This is a genomic window from Marinomonas sp. 63XJN7_7_ISO-PGPR-S23-202 (assembly GCF_056173505.1).
In genome coordinates this window covers 4,908,868-4,925,996 of record NZ_CM149677.1, presented here as the reverse complement: position 1 = coordinate 4,925,996, position 17,129 = coordinate 4,908,868, and the positions used below count along the sequence as shown (strand labels likewise).

The window sequence follows — 17,129 nt, the reverse complement described above, 5'->3', positions numbered from 1 at the left end:
ATCTCCTTATGGATGCACTTGAACGTCGATCTGTCCTTGCCCTAGCGCTTGTTTATCTCTTTAGAATGCTAGGCTTATTTCTTATTATGCCCGTCATCAGTGTGGCCGCAGATGGTCTACAAGGAGCCGATGCCGCCTTGATTGGTACTGCGATTGGTATATATGGGTTCACCCAAGCCATATTGCAAATACCAATGGGCATGTGGTCTGACCGAATTGGTCGTAAGCGTGTCATTGTTATCGGTTTGCTGCTGTTCGCATTGGGGAGTTTGATTTGTGCGAATGCAACCAGCATACATGTACTTATTGTCGGTCGTGCATTACAAGGCGCTGGGGCGATAGCCAGTACCTTAATGGCTTTATTGAGTGATGTTACTAGAGAGAAAAACCGCACCAAATCCATGGCGATGGTTGGTGTGAGTATCGGCGCTTCTTTTATGATTTCTCTGGTACTTGGACCATGGGTATTTGATTTAGTCGGCTTGTCTGGCTTGTTTTACTTGTCGTTCGGTTTTTCTTTCCTTGGCATAGCCTTGATTTTGTTTGTTGTTCCTAACGTTGTCCAGCATACCTTTAAACGCGACACAACGCCCAGTTTAGTGGCGCTTGGACGTGTGATTAAAGACGGTAAGTTGCGCTTCCTTAACATCAGTGTGTTATTGCTGCATGCTAGCTTAACGGCATTGTTCATCACCGTGCCACATTTATTGATTCAGCGCTTTGGTTTGCCGTTGGCCGATCATAGCTGGCTTTACCTTGGAGTAATGGGTTTTGCCTTCGTAGGTATGGTACCATTAGTGATCATCGCTGAAGCAAAAGGCAAAATGAAGGCCGTTGTTTTTAGCGTGGTTTTGATGCTGGGACTGAGTGCTATTTTATTACAATGGGCCCCTCATCTATGGGTGTTTGGTCTACTATTGTGGTGCTACTTTGTTGGTTTTAATACCCTTGAAGCGACCTTACCATCCTTGATTAGTAAGCAAGCTCCTGTTGGTTACCGAGGCACGGCAATGGGCGTGTTTTCAACCCACCAATTTCTCGGCTCTTTTTTAGGGGGAATCGGTGGCGGCTGGATATTGCAGCATTACTCAAACAGTACGTTATTTGATGTTGTCGGTATTGTATTAATGCTATGGACAGTCGTGTGCTTTATGCAGCCAGCTCCACGTCAGCTAAGCAGCATGGCGTTTAGTTTGCCTGACGGTGATGATAACGCGCTAGATGCCTTGGCTGATCAGCTTACTAAAGTGGCAGGCGTAGAAGACATGCAAATTTTTAAAGACGAGCTAACGGCTTATCTTAAAATAGACAAAAAGATACTTGATAAAGAGGCCCTAAAACGTCTCGCACCTCAAGCCAATATCTAAAGAACATATTGAATAACAGTTGGAGAGCCTCATGGCACGTGGAATTAACAAAGTGATCTTGATCGGGAACGCAGGCAACGATGCCGAAGTCCGTTTTATGCCTTCTGGAGCGGCGGTTGCAAACGTCAACATCGCGACAACCGAGAGCTGGAGAGACCGTCAAACGGGCCAAATGCAAGAACGCACCGAATGGCATCGTGTCGCGTTTATGGATCGTGGCAACTATCGTTTGGGTCAAATTGCAGGCGACTTTATCAAAAAAGGCTCTAAAGTCTATGTTGAAGGCTCTTTGCGTACCCGTGAGTGGGAAAAAGATGGCATTAAACGCTACACAACCGAAATCGTTGCGAACGAAATGCAATTGTTAGACGGTCGTGGTGACAATGCCGGTCAGCAAAGTGGTGGTTACGATTCTATGCAAGGTGGCCAAGGTGGTTATTCTAATAACGCACCTCAACAAGGGTATGGTCAAGCGCCACAGCAGCCTGCAGCACCACAACAGTCCGCGCCACAACATGCTCCTCAGGGCGGTGGTTTTAACCAACCACCTCAGCAAGGTGGGTATGGTCAAGCACCACAGCAACCTGCGCATCAGCCAGCGGCGCCACAAGCGCAACCGCAGTCTTTTGGTAGCTGGGGTAATGCACCTCAACAGGCTCCGTCTCAACCAGCACCACAACAGCAACCAGCACCGCAACAGCGTGCGCCACAGCAGCCTGCTCAGCAACCAAAACCTCAACAAGCGCCAAATTTTGACGACTTTGACGACGATATTCCGTTTTAGGATTTACCTGAGACATAAAATGTAAAAATTTGATTGGAGGCCGCTATTTTAGCGGCTTTCTTTTTTAGCGTAGCTTCATTAGATCGCGTGATATACTTTTTTATCGTTTTGTTTTACTTTGTAGAGGGGGCGCTTGGTTTGTAGCAAAGTGCGTAGCTATCCCTGTTCTATCTGTTTGCTGTTTCGCTCCAGTGGTATATAAAACCTAATTGAGTCAGTGATGAGATACGGTTCAATGTTTAAGAAATCGCTTCTGGTACTTGCCCTGCTGCTACCTTTTGCCTGTTATGGGCAAGGTGTTATGGCATCCGCTCCCAATGCACCCATGGTGGGGGATAATCATCAGGTTATTTTCTTCGGGAACTCTTTTACCTTTTTCAATGACAATATAAATAACCGTCTTCGGGATTTGGTGCGTTCTTTAATGCCTCTGGTATCCAAAGATTACCATTTTCGGGCGGCAACTATTTCCAGTGCTCATTTGGGAGGTCTGAAACCGATTTTAGTCAGTGAGAATAAATTGCGTCACTGGGATACGGTAGTGTTGCAGGGGAATTCCACTGGGCCGATTTCCCGTAGGGCTGCTGTGCGCTATCGGTTTGTTCATTCGGCCATTGAAATGGCGAAGATTGCCCATCAAGCAGGGGAAAAGGTGGTGTATTTTATGACCTGGGCTTATCGGGATCGGCCTTGGCAGACAAAAAAATTGGCCCTTGCCTATAATCGCATCGCCAAACACACTGGTGGCTATGTGGCACCAGTTGGCTTGGCTTTTGCCAACGCTCGCCAAGCGTATCCTAAGATTAACCTTTACTATGTGGATGGCAAACATCCGTCACTGGCTGGAACTTACTTGGCCGCTTGTGTTTTTTACAGTGTTTTGTACCACCGCTCGCCGGAGGGTGCCGCACCGCCTGTTGGTGGCTCCATGTCAAAAGGTGAAGCACTAGCTCTGCAAAAAGTGGCCTGGCAAACCGTGCAGGCTTATCAAAAAGGCTCACTTGACCATTTGTTCAGCGCAAAATAATGATGAAGATTGTTGGTTGTCAATGGAAGGATATATGGATACCGTTTTTTCGGCGAAAGGGATGACAAGGCATACCTCTATTGATCGAAGCGTTAACGTATGCCTTCTTTCCGCTTATGATTCAGTTAAAAGAACAAGGCCATTACTCATACATTTTATCTTAATGAAGACTTTAAGATTGTCAGCTTTCACTTTTCCATTACTGACCTAAATTTACTCTAGCAACCAGCTGGGAGGGGATGACGCGATCAGGTTGTGATGATTATGACATGGTGTGAATGCTCGTTTCCCCGTATTATTCCACGCTAATGAGCTTTTGCGTGTGGCTCTAACATTGACTTATAGCGCTGATAAGGAACCTAAGATGTTAACGGGTAAGCATATTCTGAGTTGTGACAGTATTGATAATGACGATCTTCATCGATTGTTCGAGCTGGCGGATCTCCTTCAGCCAGTAGCGAAGGGGTTAAAGTATACTCGTATATTGGAAGGGGCAATGTTGTGCAGTTTGTTCTTTGAGCCAAGTACCCGTACTCGTCTTAGCTTTGATTCGGCTTTTATGCGCCTTGGTGGATCGGTTTCCAGCACAACGGGCTTTTCCTTTTCTTCCATTGCCAAGGGGGAATCCCTTGAAGATACCAGTCGTGTCGTGAGTGGCTATGGGGATATTCTCGTTGTTCGCCATCCTGAGGAGCAGGCAATTTATGACATTGCTGCACAAACCTATGTTCCTGTAATCAATGGCGGTAATGGTGCTGGTGAACACCCCACGCAAGCCTTGCTTGATTTGTATACTTTAGAGCGGGAGTTGCAACGAACAGATCGTTGTTTGCAGAAAAGCGTGATTGTGTTGGCAGGGGATCTGCGGTTTGGCCGTACGATTCATTCTCTGGTGAAACTATTGGTGCGTTTTTCGCCTCGCAAATTGATTTTTCTGTCGCCAGAAAACTTGCGATTGCCGGAGAACCTTAGAGATATGCTCGCAAAGCAAACCATAGACGTGGAGGAAACTCAGAACGTGGGTGAGGCGTTGAGGCAAGCGGATGTGATTTACACAACCCGAGTGCAAAAAGAGCGTTTTCCTGAGAATGAATTAGCGGAAAACTACTCCAGCAACTTTCGCATTGATGCGGCGTTGTTTGAGCGTTTTGCTTCTCCCAATACCTTGATTATGCACCCTTTGCCCCGGGACAGTCGTGAAGGAGCAAACGACCTGTCGGATGACCTGAACTCAGATTCACGTTTAGCCATCTTTCGTCAGACCGATGCCGGTGTGCCGATTCGTATGGCGCTTTTCGCCTCCGTGATGGGCGTGGCTGATCACGTGCAGAATAGCTTACAGGAAGCTAAGTGGTTCACTCCTCGCTACACGGGCGTCCAGGATGCTGCTTTTTATGAGCGAAACCCTGCCAAGTAATAGGGTTATATTTGATGTTTTGTTTAAAGTGTTTGGTCACTCATCCATTCACACAGATTGGTGAGCATGTTTTTACACTGTTCTAATTGATCAATTTGAACAAACTCGTCTGGTTTGTGGCCTTGCTCCATACTGCCTGGGCCACATACCAGAGTGGCAACACCCGCCTCATCAAATAGTCCGCCTTCTGTACCAAATGCGACGGTATCGAATTCAGCGCTGTTACTCCATTGCACTAACCATTGGGCAAAGTCGGATTGTGGGTCTGTCAGTAAAGGAGGGTACGTCGCAAGCGTTTCAAACTGGATCTTGGACTTCCCATGAATGCGTTGCATCTCAGGCTCTAAGCAAGAGGAAGCGTAGTGCTGTAGTGTCTCAAAAGTGGCTCTGGCATTGCTTTCTGGTAGATAACGCATTTCGACATCAAATTGGCAGAACTCCGGCACAATATTGAGTGCGGCTCCCCCTTGAATCAGCCCTGTTTGTAATGTGCTATAAGGTGGATCAAAGCGCTCATCTTGCTCCTCTTTTAACGGAGTAGAAAGTTCAGTTACTTTATTGATGAGCTTAGCTGCATACTCAATGGCATTGACGCCTACAGGGGCATAAGCGGAGTGGCAAGCATGGCCATGTACTTTACAGCGCATGGCGATTTTCCCTTTGTGACCATAAACGGGCTTCATGTTCGTGGGTTCACCAATAATACACATAGCGGGTTTATCGGGAGACGCTCGCAAGTGCTCAATAAGGCTGCGAACCCCTAAGCAGCCGACTTCTTCGTCGTAAGAAAAAGCCAGATGAAGGGGGAGGGTGAGTTGACTTTCTTGGAATAAAGGGATGACATGCAGCACACAGGCAATAAAGCCCTTCATGTCAGCACTGCCTCTGCCAAAGTATTTATTGTCCTGCTCGGTGAGTTGAAAAGGCGGAACAGACCAATTCTGCCCATCAACAGGCACCACATCTGTGTGGCCTGATAACATAACGCCGCCATTTCCTGGGGGACCAAGGCGAGCGTAAAGGTTCGCTTTGGTCCCCTCAGTATTAAAAATCAGCGTCGAGTCAATATTCAACGCGTTAAGATAGCGTTGAATAAATTGAATGAGCTCGATATTCGATTCTCGGCTGGTGGTATCAAAGCGGAGTAATTGACTCAGGACATCCCGAATAGAGTGGGAGGCAGGACTACTCATCCCCCGGTACTCCGTAACTAGGCGCCTGTCTAGGGTCTAGTGCTCGAGTAACATAGGCTTGCATTTGTGGTTCGTAATCTTGCCATAGCTTGCCAAGTTCCCCGACAGGGTCTTCGTTGGCCCAATCGACACGCAAATCAACAATCGGCCATGTATAGTCATCCACCACTTTTACGGCAGCAGAATGTTCTGGTCCAGCCTCGCCACCTTGATTGATACCGGCGGTAAGTGCGTCAATCAAACGGGTTGTTAATTCGCCGGAACTGGCTTCAAAGGCCTGTATCATGGCGTCAATTACGTTCGACTGAGACAGCATATTACCCGCCGCCACGCAGTGGTGACCTTTTACCATATGATGGATGCCTAGGGTTTCGGTGCCGCTAAAACAGGCTGTTTGTCCATGGGTATCAATGACGGCTACTTGACGATAGGCGCTGAACTTATCGTCTGATAGTGATTCTTTTAAGGCTTGATCCGGTGTGAGCCCTGTCTCCATGCGCGCTAGAATTTTTTGCCCTAGTGCAGGCAACGTGATGTTTTGGCTGGAAACGGCCCCCACTCCAGACAACAGCCAGGGGCAGCGAGCTCCTACTGCAATGCTGGAAGAACTGATTGCAATACCCAGTTGTCCGCTCTCTGGGCAGAACGCGGTAATAGATATAGTCATATTCTCTCCTTAGTTACTTCTTCTCTGGTATCACGGCGATGACATCGATTTCCATGAGCCATTGTGGTTGCGCCAAGCCAGCCACTACCAAGCCTGTTGAAATGGGAAAAACGCCTTTTAGCCATTTGCCCACCTCGCGATAAACGGGTTCGCGGTAGCGTGGGTCGGTAATGTAGGTGGTGGTTTTTACTATGTGGGACAAATCACTGCCCGCTTCTTCGAGTAGCTGCTTGACGTTTTTCATGGCTTGCTCCGCTTGTGCTTGCGGATCCCCTAGGCCAATGAGATTACCTTCAAAATCGGTACCGACCTGACCACGAACATAGACCGTATTACCCGCCACAACGGCTTGGCATAAATCATTATCAAGTGATTGATTAGGATAGGTTTCTTTGGTGTTAAACATGCGAATTCGTGTGTGTGTCGGCATGATTCTGGCCTCTAAACGTTATTTGGATAGTACTGGTATTGGCGTTGAATCACGATTTGGTCTGCGATGTATTTTGCATCGTGCCAAACGCCCCAGATAAAGGTGGAACCACGACGTGATAACCAAGGTAAGCCTAAAAAGTACACACCGGCTTCGCTGGAAACACCGCGATGGTGCTTAGGTTGATGGTTCTCATCAAAGGCATTAACCTTCAGCCAGCTGTAATCCGTGGCAAAACCCGTAGCCCAAATAATCGTATTGATGCCCGCCGCTTTCAGGTTAAGCTTGGTGGTAGGGTTGGTCATGCACTCAGGATCCGCTAGGAAGTGCCGAGCGTCTGGTTCCTCAGGTAAGTCCAGACCGTGGCGAGCGACGTATTCATCCGCGCGGTCTAGCAGAGAAAGGTAGTTATCATCACCTGCACGAATATTCTTTGCCAAATCACCATCAAAGTATACGTCGCCATTTTCAAATGCACTGGTGCGACCAACCAGGTTCAGCCCCTGTGATGCTAACTCTCGAAAGTCGATGGTTTTGCCGCCGTCTGCACCGCTTACGGCAATGGTGACATGCTCTTTGCCTGGCTCATTGGCTGCCGCATCCCATAACCCTAGTACGCCAAGCCACCAAACAAAGTCACGGCCTCGATAGCTACGAGGTGGTCGATCATGGGGGCCTACCGAAAGAAAGACTTGTTTGCCGGCACGGTTTAGTTCGTCGGCAATTTGTACGCCGGAAGACCCTGCTCCCACGACCAATACGGCGCCTTCAGGTAACTGCTCGGGGTTATAATATTTTGCAGAATGAATCTGGTAGAGCTCAGGGTCGGTCGGCGCAGTGGATGGAATGATCGGAATTTGAAACGGTCCAGTGGCGCTGACAATACGTTGCGCTTTAAAGGAGCCTTCTGATGTTTCGATGATGAAACCGCCGTTACCTTCATCGCGGACCGCACTAAAGACTTCAACCCCCGTTTTGACAGGGGCATCAAATTTATGGGCATAGGCTTGGAAATAGTCAGCGACATTGTCTTTTGAGACAAAGCTGTCTGGGTGAGCACCAGGGAATGTCATGCCAGGGAAGCGGTCATGCCATGCGGGGCCATTTGCAACGAGGGAGTCCCATCGATGGCTTCGCCATGCTTCGGCAATACGGTTTTTCTCGAGTACGATGTGCGGTACTTCTTGGCGAGTTAAGTGCTCGCTCATGGCAATACCTGCTTGGCCTGCCCCGACAACCAGTGTGTCGATGTCTGTAATAGTCACTGTCATGTGTAAATGCCTTTATTGTCGGATGTTAATTGCCCAAAAGGGATGAACTCAGCTTATGGCAGTGAATAAAGACAGTAAAATATTATAAATATACGATCTAAATAGAAAAAATATCGATGGCATAAAATGGTTTTAATTTGTTCATCGAATTATGTTTGTGTTTGTTCTATTTACTCTTCTTTATTATCAAGATTGACACTGCGGCAATAATCCATAAATAAGCGTGCAGGATGGGTCGGTTCATTGGTTTTCAAATACGCCATGATTAAGGTTGAGCTTTCCATTTCATCTTCAATATCAAGATACGCCAGCTCTTGACCGTCGTAGGTAATATTGGTGCAGGGCTTGGTAACCAGCACAGAAAATCCTTGTCCCTGACCCACCATGCAGCGGACCATTTCTATAGAGGGTGAAGCGTACGCAATCTCTGGATGCAGACCTTTCTCGGTAAACAGGCTTAAAAAATAATTTCGGCTGGGGATGACATCCAATATGACCATCGGTTCGCGACTTAGCTCAGCCAGTGTCACCGAGCGTTTTTGTGCCAGTGGATGCTTGGCAGGCAGAAGTGCATAAGGCTTATGTGGTGCATTTAAGGTTTCTTTGCGAATCGAATTATCCAGTTGCAGGTCATATAAGAAAGCAAGATCGAATTGACCCCGATGTAATCCCACCATGATTTCATGTTGTTCACCATCGTGCAGTTGAATTTCTATATCTGGGTATTGCTGTTTAAAGCCTGCGATCAACTTTGGAATGTAAAGAGGCGCAACCGATTCAAAACTCCCAATGGAGATTTTGCCACTGGCGATGTCGCTTGCCGCCAGTGTATTTTGTTCAAACTCATGGGAGAGTCTGAGTAGTTCTCGCGCCTTATCATAAAATCGTCGCCCGCTGGGCGTTAGCGAAACCCCTTGTGCGTGATGTCTGATCAAAAGCTGCTGCCCGAAGGAGTCCTCAAGGTTTTTGATGGCAATCGAAATAGAGGGTTGGGCGATGTGCAACTTACGGGACGCTTCTGCAATGCTTTCGGTTTCGACAACCGTTGCAAAATAGTAAAGCTGCTTTAAGGTGAAATACCGCATGGAAAAGTACCTATAGAAAAATTATTGTTTGTTTTGATTAGTTTATAGTCTTTATATTGCAAGCGGTATGCCATCCGCTTGTTACCTTTCTATTTTCCAACAGATAGAAAGCCCTCTTGAGAAAGTCATTAAAAAAGTAACGTAGATAAATTAAATTTATGCACCATTTTGGTGTGATTTTTTGTTTTTATTTGGTGCGATACATAAAAGTACTTGTATTTATTTAAGTTAGTAGGTGAAAGGGTGCTTTATTATGAGGCGAGTGGCTTAGATAGTTTTTTTAAAACTAGAAGAGAAAAAAATAATAATTGCTAGGCGTCTAGATCTCCCTACATAGTGATGACACACATTTTGAGAGTTCGCTCTTATTCACTTATGAAGACAGGTCGCCATTCTATGACGTTTGATTGGAATTACTTTTTCAGCTTATTTCGCTTAGCGGATTTTTGGTGGGCAAGCTTGACGGTGATAAAACTCAGCTTGGCCAGCTGGCTATTAAGTATTGTATTCGGCTTTGTTTTAGCACTTGGAAAACAGTCTCGTTTTGTACTTTTAAATGTTCCAGCGAAAATTTATATATGGTTTTTTCGCAGTTTACCGCTCCTTGTTTTGCTCATTTTTGTTTACAACATGCCGCAGATTTTTCCCGCTAGCAGCACGGTTCTGGCGAGTCCTTTTTGGGCAGGATTGATTGCCATGGTGCTGTGTGAAAGTGCCTATATTGCTGAAATTCATCGTGGTGGCTTGCTCTCTATTCCGAAAGGGCAGGAGGAAGCGGCCAGAGCGTTGGGCATTCGCTTTGTCGGGATTCAATGGTTGGTGGTGATTCCACAGGCTATCAGAGTTGCCTTACCCGCTTTAACAAACGAATACATTTCGATTGTGAAGTTGACGTCTCTGGTCTCAGTGATTTCCTTAACCGAAATTTTAATGGTGGGCCAACGTCTCTATACCCAGAACTTTTTGGTGTTGGAAACCATGGCGGCGGTAGCGGCTTATTACGTCATGATTGTGACAGTGTTTGATTTCTTATTAAAACAACTCGAAAACTATTTAGATGTGACAAGGGGAAAAAGTGCTCGTCAGCCATCGGTTGAACTCATGGAAAGCGTTCGTCGTGCCCCTACCCATCCAGTGGTGCCACAGGCGGAGTTTGATGGACCCGCTCTGAAAGCGTCAAGACTGCACAAAAGTTATAACGATGTAGAAGTGTTGGGCTCAGTCAACATGAGCGTGAATAGTGGGGAGGTCGTCTCTATTATTGGTCCTTCTGGCTCTGGTAAGACCACTTTGATCCGCTTGTTGAATGGACTTGAGCAGTTGGACAATGGGGAAATTGATATTAATGGCAGTCCATTCTTGAAGCTATTGCGTCATGGCGCGGATAAGTCGCGGTTTATTGAGCATTCAGAGCACAGAACCAAGATAGGAATGGTGTTTCAAAGCTTTAACTTGTTTCCGCATTTAAAAGTCATCGATAACCTATTACTTGCGCCGCGCTATCACAAAATGGGGAGCCGTACTGACCTGGAACTTCAGGCGTATCAACTACTCGATAAGGTAGGCATGCTGGAGCACGCTTGGAAATATCCGCACCAATTATCCGGCGGTCAACAGCAGCGTGTCGCCATCGCTCGAGCTCTAATGATGCGGCCGCAAATCATGTTATTTGATGAACCCACTTCCGCTTTGGACCCCGAAAAAGTCAACGAAGTGTTGCAAGTCATCGAAGACTTAGCCCGCGAAGGCATCACAATGGTGATTGTTACCCACGAAATGAACTTTGCCTTCAAGGTTTCCGACCGAATTGTCTTTATGGAACAAGGGCGAGTGGTGTGTGATGACGCGCCGCAGGTCTTGAGGGAAGGGAGAAATCCTCGGGTAGAGGCCTTTCTGAAAGATGTCTCTTTGGCTTGATTGCATACTGACGGAGTCGCTCGTGATGGAACAATGGCAAATAGATCAGTACCACGAACAGGGTTTTCTCGTGGTGGATAACGTATTGTCTGAACCGGAAGTGGCCGCCCTTCAAGCAGACTTTGATGCATGGGTTGAAGACAGTCGCCACTATGCAGAGCCTTGGGGAAAAACCTTAGACGGACGTGCGCGGTTTGATATCGAAAGCGACCACCGCTCAGATCATCCCTCATTGCGTCGCGTTGCCTCGCCAACTGAAATTTCAGCGGCATTCAAGCACACGGCTTTGGCGTCTAAAGTGGCACACATTGCGGGGCAATTAGTTGGCCACCGTGGCGCCCGTTTGCATCATAGTAAAATCAATTCTAAGTTGCCGCACACGGCAACTCAGGTGAAATGGCACCAAGATTTTCTCTTTACGCCACACAGTAATGACGACTTGGTAACCAGTCTCTTAATGATAAGTGATGTCACCCCTGACAATGGGCCATTACAAGTTATTCCAAGAAGCCATAAGGGGCCACTTTTCTCACATTGGGATGGTGAGCGTTTTATGGGCTCAGTGAATGCTCAAGTGGAGCAAGAAAATTGCCAGGCCCCCGTCGCCTGTTACGGCAAAGCCGGCTCAGTGTGCTTTATGCACACGCGCTTGTTGCATGCCTCTAGTCCCAATGAAACGGAATTTCCTCGAACTTTATTCATCAGTGTTTATGCCGCAGAAGATGCCTTGCCTTATGGTGACAATCCTTTGCCAAGCATTCATACCGGAACGCTTGTTTGGGGGACCGATAGCGGTGAAATTCGCAGTACCGCGAACCAATTGAAATTGCCACAAAAACCCAAAGGTGCCTCCTTCTTTGTCCAACAAGCAGGAAAAGACCTTATCGGCACTTGATCCATTAAACTAACGAGAGGATTTCTTATGACGTTATATACCTGTGTTAAACGCTCGACTATTCGTTCTGTCGTAACTGGTGTCGTGGGAGCGAGCATCTCTTTTGCTTCCTGCAATGCATTGGCTGATTTCAAAGAGCCTGGAAAGATAATTGCGGGGTCGGATATGACTTTCTACCCCTATGAATACATGAAAGATAACACCCCAAAGGGGTTTGATATTGAGTTTCTAGCCGGTCTTGGCAAAGTGATTGGTCGTCAGGCCGTCGATGTGGATACTCGTTGGGCGAACTTGATCCCGGGGTTACGTGGTGGCCGTTTTGACATTATCAATTCTTCAATGTACATCACAGCCGATCGCTTGAAAGTCATTGATATGATTCCCTACCTAAAAAGTGGGGATGCTATCTTGTCCATTAAAGGAGCGGCCTATCAACCTAAAGTGCCTGAAGATTTTTGTGGGCATAAAGTTGGCTCCATGGCGGGGACGGCGTGGCTGAAACCGCTTAAAAAACTGTCAAAAGACTATTGTGAAGCGAAGGGTTTGAAACCCATTTCAATCAGTGAATACCCAACGGACCCTCAGGCAACCCAAGCTATGTTATCTCATGCCGTTGAGGCACAAATTACCGATGCCGCCGTGGCGCGAGGCGTAGTACAAAAAACGGGTAATCGAGTGGTGATTTCTTCCGATACTCTGATCTACCCCGTGTTAAATGGCTGGGGGGTGAAAAAAGGCAACGAGGAGGTTCGTCAAGCCTTAATCAAAGGTTTGAAGGCGTTCAGTAAAACACCTGAGTACGCTGCTTTGCTGAAGAAGTACCACTTCCAAGCGGCGACTCCAGAAGATATTGCTCAGTTAATGCCGAAACAGCCTTAGCGCCACAATATAAGAGGGCATGATTCCCTCTTATATTGACGACATCATTGATGGATTTGTCTCGCCTTCATCCGCTTAATGTTCATCATTGAGCGGGTCCTTCCTCCGTTTACCATAGATAAAGCGACCTAATCACGTTGTAGAACTATTCACATTTCCGTAAACTCCTACCTTATATTTAGTTAGGCTTATAAGATGTTTTTTGACATCTTTTCCATGGACAGGTACTAAAATAAGCAAATGTTTGAGCGTTATCGTAACAAAGGCTCCTAATCGGGGCCTTTGTTACAACTGGAGGGTGCTCGTTAGTCGTCCGTCCCTATGAGAATTAAGCTATGCTAAAAGCAAGTGGTAAGAAGAGGATAAGACAGTGAAAGACGAAGATGATCCATCTTTGTTTGCTCAAGAAGTAGCGGGGATTAAGCCGCTAGAGAAGGGCGAGGTGTATTTAGGCAAAAAAGGCCCTGCTGTCGATTTTAAGGCTAGAAAACGGGCGGCGGTCATTGCCCAAGAAGCGGATAGTAACCATTTATCCCACGATTATGTGCAGAAAGTGTCGCCTAATGACATGCTTGAGTATAAACGCCCAGGGGTTCAAGATGGTGTGTTTAAGCGCTTAAGACAAGGCAAATACGCTATCGAGTCGCGGTTAGACTTGCACCGTCGTACAGTGGCTCAAGCACGAGAACTGGTTTATCAGTTTGCGGAAGATTGTTTGCGTAACGACATTCGTGTGGCGGTGATTGTTCACGGTAAAGGAGACCGTACCCCCGACCCAGATAATCAAGCGACGATTAAGAGCTATATTAATAAATGGTTGAGGGATTTAGACATGGTCATGGCCTTTCATAGCGCGCAACGCCACCATGGTGGTCTTGGTGCCGTGTATGTCCTGTTTAAAAAAAGCGAAAAAGCCCGCCTAGAAAACTGGGAAAAACACCAAAAACGCTAAACTTATTACCTATATAACGAGGCGCTAGCGTCAGTAAATAGAAAAGCTTTGTGTGAAGTTCGTGCAGTAAAACTGACATCTTTGCTATAATTTCAGCATTTTGCTGTCTTGAGACTTGTCAGGCAGCCCCAAACATTATAAGTCATCGTATTCTAAATCAATCGAGGTAGAGAATGACAAATCGTACCGCGCACCATCCTGCGTTTACTTATTTGCGCAGTGAGTTTATCGAGGCCTTGAACGTGACCGTTCAAGAGTTCGAACATACCGTAACCGGCGCTAAACATTTTCATATCGCATCGGACAACGATGAAAACGTCTTTTTGGTTGGATTAAAAACCGTGCCAACAGATTCTTGCGGTGTGGCGCATATTTTAGAGCATACCGTATTGTGTGGCTCTGAGCGTTTTCCTGTTCGCGATCCATTTTTTATGATGATTCGTCGCTCGTTGAATACCTTCATGAATGCGTTTACCTCATCTGACTGGACTGCGTATCCTTTTGCCAGTAAAAATAAAAAGGACTTTCATAACCTGCTAGGGGTTTATCTGGACGCAGTCTTTTTCTCACGTTTGGATGAATTGGACTTTTCCCAAGAAGGTCATCGTTTAGAGTTCGCGGAGCCAACGAACCCTGAGTCAGAGTTGACCTTTAAAGGGGTTGTGTTTAATGAAATGAAAGGCGCGATGAGCTCTACCACCTCTGTGCTGTGGCAAACACTGACCAAATATCTGTTCCCCAATAATACCTATCATTTCAACTCTGGCGGTGAGCCGAGTGATATTCCTGATTTATCTTACCAAGATTTGTTGGCGTTTTACCGGACCCACTATCACCCATCCAATGCGGTATTTATGACCTTTGGTGATATTCCAGCAGAAACGCTACAAGCGGAATTTGAGGAGAAGGTCTTAAGTCGTTTTGAGCGTTTGGATACGCAAGTGAGTGTGCCGAATGCGAAGCGCTATTTCTCTCCTATTCGAGTGGAAGAAGGCTACGCTGCAGACGAAGTGAAAGAAGATGGTAGCCATGTCGTTGTAGGATGGTTGCTGGGTGAAAGCATCGATCTGACGCAACAATTTGAAGCACAGTTATTGTCCAATGTGTTATTAGACAACAGTGCGTCGCCCTTGCGTCGTGTGTTAGAGAACAGTGACCTTGGTCGCGCGCCGTCGCCTTTTTGTGGTTTAGAGGACAGCAATAAAGAAATGAGCTTCATGTGTGGCTTAGAAGGCGTGAAGCGTGAAAACACGACAAAAGTGGAAGCATTGATTCTGTCAACATTGGAGGACATTGCTCAACAAGGTGTACCACAAGAAACGGTCGATGCCATGTTACACCAACTGGAGTTGAGTCAACGTGAAATTGGTGGTGGCAGCTACCCATATGGCTTGCAATTGATTCTAGCTGGCTTGTCGACAGCCGTGCATTCTGGGGATGTGATCGCGCAATTGGATTTGGATCCGGTGATCGAGGCCATGCGAGAAAAAGTGCGTGACCCGCAATACATTCCAAACTTGATCCAGAATTTATTGTTGTCTAACGCCCACCGAGTCACGCTCACGTTAAGTCCTGATGATGCATTGGAAACACGTCGAAATCAGGCGGAAAAAGACCGTTTGAGCAGGATTAAAGCGGCGTTAAGCGATAAACAGAAAGCGGACATTGTCGCCCGCAGTGAGGCGCTTAAAGCCCGTCAGGCACAGGTGGACGATATGAGCATCTTGCCAAAAGTAGGCCTAGAAGATGTGCCGGCCAGCTTGCCTGTGTATGACAACGAGAAAGTCTCAAGCGATTTGCCCATTACTTTTTATCCTCAGGGAACCAATGGCTTGGTTTATCAGCAATTAGTGATTGATTTACCCGCGCTCGACGAAGAAGAGACAGAACATTTGCCTTTGTTCTCGTCTGTCTTGACGGAGCTGGGCATCGGCGATCAAGATTACCTGGCCGTTCAAGAGCGTCAGTCCCAAGTGTGTGGCGGGCTTGGCGCATCAAATTCGATTCGTGCGACGATTGAAGATCGGCAAGACCTTAATGGCTATTTTATTTTGTCTAGCAAAGCCTTGGTGCCGAATGTCAAAGCCATGAGTGAGTTATTAAAAGACACCATGATGAATGTGCGCTTTGATGAAATTGCTCGAGTCAAAGAGCTGGTGGCGCAGCGTCGTGCCCGTCGCGAGCAGTCTATTACGGGACAAGGCCACTCTTTAGCCATGACAGCCGCCTCGGCAGGCGTGTCAGGTTTGTCGGCAAGACAGGAACAATGGGGCGGTATGTCTGGCATTCGTTCTGCGATTGCCTTAGATGACGCGATAAAAGCCGATAACGCAGCGGTTGAAAATGTGTTGGCTGTCTTCAAGCGTTTGCATGGTAAGTTGCTTACTGCGAAAAAACAGCTATTGTTAGTCGCCGAGCCTCAGCACGAGGCGAGTGTGTTAGACAATGCACAAACGGTATTTGCTGACTTACCGCAGGGGGATAGTCAGGCAGCGTTTGCTTTAGCGCCTGTGGATACTCGTGTGAAAACAGCATGGCTAACAGCCACGCAAGTAAGCTTCTGTAGTAAATCATTCCGTACGGTATCGGGGGACCATCCTGATGTGGCAGCGCTTAATGTGCTAGGCGGCTTTTTACGTAATGGTTTCTTACACCGAGCCATTCGCGAACAGGGTGGCGCTTACGGTGGTGGTGCGAGCTTTGATGGTAGCAGTGGCGCATTCCGTTTTTATTCCTACCGTGACCCGCGTTTGACCGAAACGTTAGCGGATTTTGATGCCTCTATTGAATGGATGCTGAATGAAGAGCACTCGGACGCGGCGCTTGAAGAAGCTATTTTGGGCGTGATCGGATCCATGGATAAGCCAAGCTCTCCTGCGGGTGAAGCGCAAAGTGACTTTTATGTTAAGTTGCATGGCCGTTCCCTTGAGTACCGAGAAGCCTTTCGCGCCAATATTCTAGCGGTGACTATTGATCAGTTAAAAGCGGTGACGAAAGCCTACCTGACTAAAGAGAATGAAAGTGTTGCCGTCGTCACATCGAACGCACGACGTGCAGAGCTTGAAAAACTTGGGTTTGATATTCAGACCCTATAGGACGTGGCTATCGCATTGTCGATGGTTGCTAGAACCATGATAACGAATCTGGCCTCCGGGTCAGGTTCAAAATAAAAAGTTAACCGTCATAGGTATGCAGAAAAGACTCAAAGTACGAGTTGTTGGTCTATAAACTCGGTCTTTTCGTCT

14 protein-coding genes are annotated in these 17,129 nt (G+C 47.0%); 9 read left to right on the top strand and 5 right to left on the bottom strand.

Features of this window, described 5'->3' with window-relative positions; all coding sequences use genetic code 11:
• Window positions 1-8: 8 nt before the first annotated feature.
• From AC0VYG_RS22665 to pyrB, 4 genes are all read left to right on the top strand, one after another.
• Window positions 9-1,367: an MFS transporter gene (locus AC0VYG_RS22665; RefSeq protein WP_475430122.1), complete on the top strand. Its 1,359-nt coding sequence runs from the start codon at window positions 9-11 to the stop codon at window positions 1,365-1,367.
• Between the two features lie 31 nt (window positions 1,368-1,398).
• Window positions 1,399-2,151: a single-stranded DNA-binding protein gene (gene ssb / locus AC0VYG_RS22660; protein WP_067020071.1), complete on the top strand. Its 753-nt coding sequence runs from the start codon at window positions 1,399-1,401 to the stop codon at window positions 2,149-2,151.
• 235 nt (window positions 2,152-2,386) lie between these two features.
• Window positions 2,387-3,178, top strand: a complete 792-nt coding sequence (locus AC0VYG_RS22655) for a hypothetical protein (RefSeq protein ID WP_475430121.1) — start codon at window positions 2,387-2,389, stop codon at window positions 3,176-3,178.
• 364 nt (window positions 3,179-3,542) lie between these two features.
• Complete coding sequence (pyrB, locus tag AC0VYG_RS22650; protein ID WP_475430120.1) at window positions 3,543-4,595, top strand: aspartate carbamoyltransferase; 1,053 nt, start codon at window positions 3,543-3,545, stop codon at window positions 4,593-4,595.
• 23 nt (window positions 4,596-4,618) lie between these two features.
• Here pyrB and argE read toward each other — a convergent pair whose 3' ends face one another.
• From argE to AC0VYG_RS22625, 5 genes are all read right to left on the bottom strand, one after another.
• A complete protein-coding gene (gene argE, locus AC0VYG_RS22645; RefSeq protein WP_475430118.1) occupies window positions 4,619-5,788 on the bottom strand; it encodes an acetylornithine deacetylase in 1,170 nt (389 codons plus the stop codon).
• Complete coding sequence (locus AC0VYG_RS22640; RefSeq protein ID WP_475430117.1) at window positions 5,781-6,455, bottom strand: DUF1028 domain-containing protein; 675 nt, start codon at window positions 6,453-6,455, stop codon at window positions 5,781-5,783. The genes argE and AC0VYG_RS22640 overlap by 8 nt, the downstream gene beginning before the upstream one ends.
• A gap of 13 nt (window positions 6,456-6,468) precedes the next feature.
• The gene (locus AC0VYG_RS22635) at window positions 6,469-6,885 is read right to left on the bottom strand and encodes a RidA family protein (RefSeq protein ID WP_067342213.1); all 417 of its coding nucleotides are present in this window, start codon (window positions 6,883-6,885) and stop codon (window positions 6,469-6,471) included.
• A gap of 11 nt (window positions 6,886-6,896) precedes the next feature.
• A complete protein-coding gene (locus tag AC0VYG_RS22630) occupies window positions 6,897-8,156 on the bottom strand; it encodes a flavin-containing monooxygenase (RefSeq protein WP_475430116.1) in 1,260 nt (419 codons plus the stop codon).
• Window positions 8,157-8,326: 170 nt separating this feature from the next.
• The gene (locus AC0VYG_RS22625) at window positions 8,327-9,241 is read right to left on the bottom strand and encodes a LysR family transcriptional regulator (protein ID WP_475430115.1); all 915 of its coding nucleotides are present in this window, start codon (window positions 9,239-9,241) and stop codon (window positions 8,327-8,329) included.
• 396 nt (window positions 9,242-9,637) lie between these two features.
• On the opposite strand from AC0VYG_RS22625, the gene AC0VYG_RS22620 reads away from it, so the two are divergent.
• The 5 genes from AC0VYG_RS22620 (at window position 9,638) to AC0VYG_RS22600 (ending at window position 16,979) form a co-directional block, all read left to right on the top strand.
• The gene (locus AC0VYG_RS22620; protein WP_475430114.1) at window positions 9,638-11,158 is read left to right on the top strand and encodes an amino acid ABC transporter permease/ATP-binding protein; all 1,521 of its coding nucleotides are present in this window, start codon (window positions 9,638-9,640) and stop codon (window positions 11,156-11,158) included.
• Between the two features lie 25 nt (window positions 11,159-11,183).
• A complete protein-coding gene (locus AC0VYG_RS22615) occupies window positions 11,184-12,053 on the top strand; it encodes a phytanoyl-CoA dioxygenase family protein (protein WP_475432562.1) in 870 nt (289 codons plus the stop codon).
• 27 nt (window positions 12,054-12,080) lie between these two features.
• Complete coding sequence (locus AC0VYG_RS22610; RefSeq protein WP_475430113.1) at window positions 12,081-12,932, top strand: ABC transporter substrate-binding protein; 852 nt, start codon at window positions 12,081-12,083, stop codon at window positions 12,930-12,932.
• Window positions 12,933-13,302: 370 nt separating this feature from the next.
• Entirely contained in the window at window positions 13,303-13,884 is a 582-nt protein-coding gene (smrA, locus tag AC0VYG_RS22605; RefSeq protein ID WP_475430112.1) for a DNA endonuclease SmrA, read from the top strand.
• A 173-nt stretch (window positions 13,885-14,057) separates the two neighbouring features.
• Complete coding sequence (locus AC0VYG_RS22600) at window positions 14,058-16,979, top strand: insulinase family protein (protein ID WP_475430111.1); 2,922 nt, start codon at window positions 14,058-14,060, stop codon at window positions 16,977-16,979.
• The last annotated feature ends 150 nt before the right edge of the window (window positions 16,980-17,129 follow it).

What these genes read in the sequence shown, in the direction of transcription:
- AC0VYG_RS22630 (WP_475430116.1), bottom strand. Translation starts at nt 8,156, where the DNA reads ATGACAGTGACTATTACAGACATCGACACACTGGTTGTCGGGGCAGGC.
- AC0VYG_RS22625 (WP_475430115.1), bottom strand. Translation starts at nt 9,241, where the DNA reads ATGCGGTATTTCACCTTAAAGCAGCTTTACTATTTTGCAACGGTTGTC.
- AC0VYG_RS22635 (WP_067342213.1), bottom strand. Translation starts at nt 6,885, where the DNA reads ATGCCGACACACACACGAATTCGCATGTTTAACACCAAAGAAACCTAT.
- AC0VYG_RS22615 (WP_475432562.1), top strand. Translation starts at nt 11,184, where the DNA reads ATGGAACAATGGCAAATAGATCAGTACCACGAACAGGGTTTTCTCGTG.
- AC0VYG_RS22610 (WP_475430113.1), top strand. Translation starts at nt 12,081, where the DNA reads ATGACGTTATATACCTGTGTTAAACGCTCGACTATTCGTTCTGTCGTA.
- AC0VYG_RS22620 (WP_475430114.1), top strand. Translation starts at nt 9,638, where the DNA reads ATGACGTTTGATTGGAATTACTTTTTCAGCTTATTTCGCTTAGCGGAT.
- AC0VYG_RS22655 (WP_475430121.1), top strand. Translation starts at nt 2,387, where the DNA reads ATGTTTAAGAAATCGCTTCTGGTACTTGCCCTGCTGCTACCTTTTGCC.
- pyrB (WP_475430120.1), top strand. Translation starts at nt 3,543, where the DNA reads ATGTTAACGGGTAAGCATATTCTGAGTTGTGACAGTATTGATAATGAC.
- AC0VYG_RS22665 (WP_475430122.1), top strand. Translation starts at nt 9, where the DNA reads ATGGATGCACTTGAACGTCGATCTGTCCTTGCCCTAGCGCTTGTTTAT.
- AC0VYG_RS22640 (WP_475430117.1), bottom strand. Translation starts at nt 6,455, where the DNA reads ATGACTATATCTATTACCGCGTTCTGCCCAGAGAGCGGACAACTGGGT.
- argE (WP_475430118.1), bottom strand. Translation starts at nt 5,788, where the DNA reads ATGAGTAGTCCTGCCTCCCACTCTATTCGGGATGTCCTGAGTCAATTA.
- AC0VYG_RS22600 (WP_475430111.1), top strand. Translation starts at nt 14,058, where the DNA reads ATGACAAATCGTACCGCGCACCATCCTGCGTTTACTTATTTGCGCAGT.
- ssb (WP_067020071.1), top strand. Translation starts at nt 1,399, where the DNA reads ATGGCACGTGGAATTAACAAAGTGATCTTGATCGGGAACGCAGGCAAC.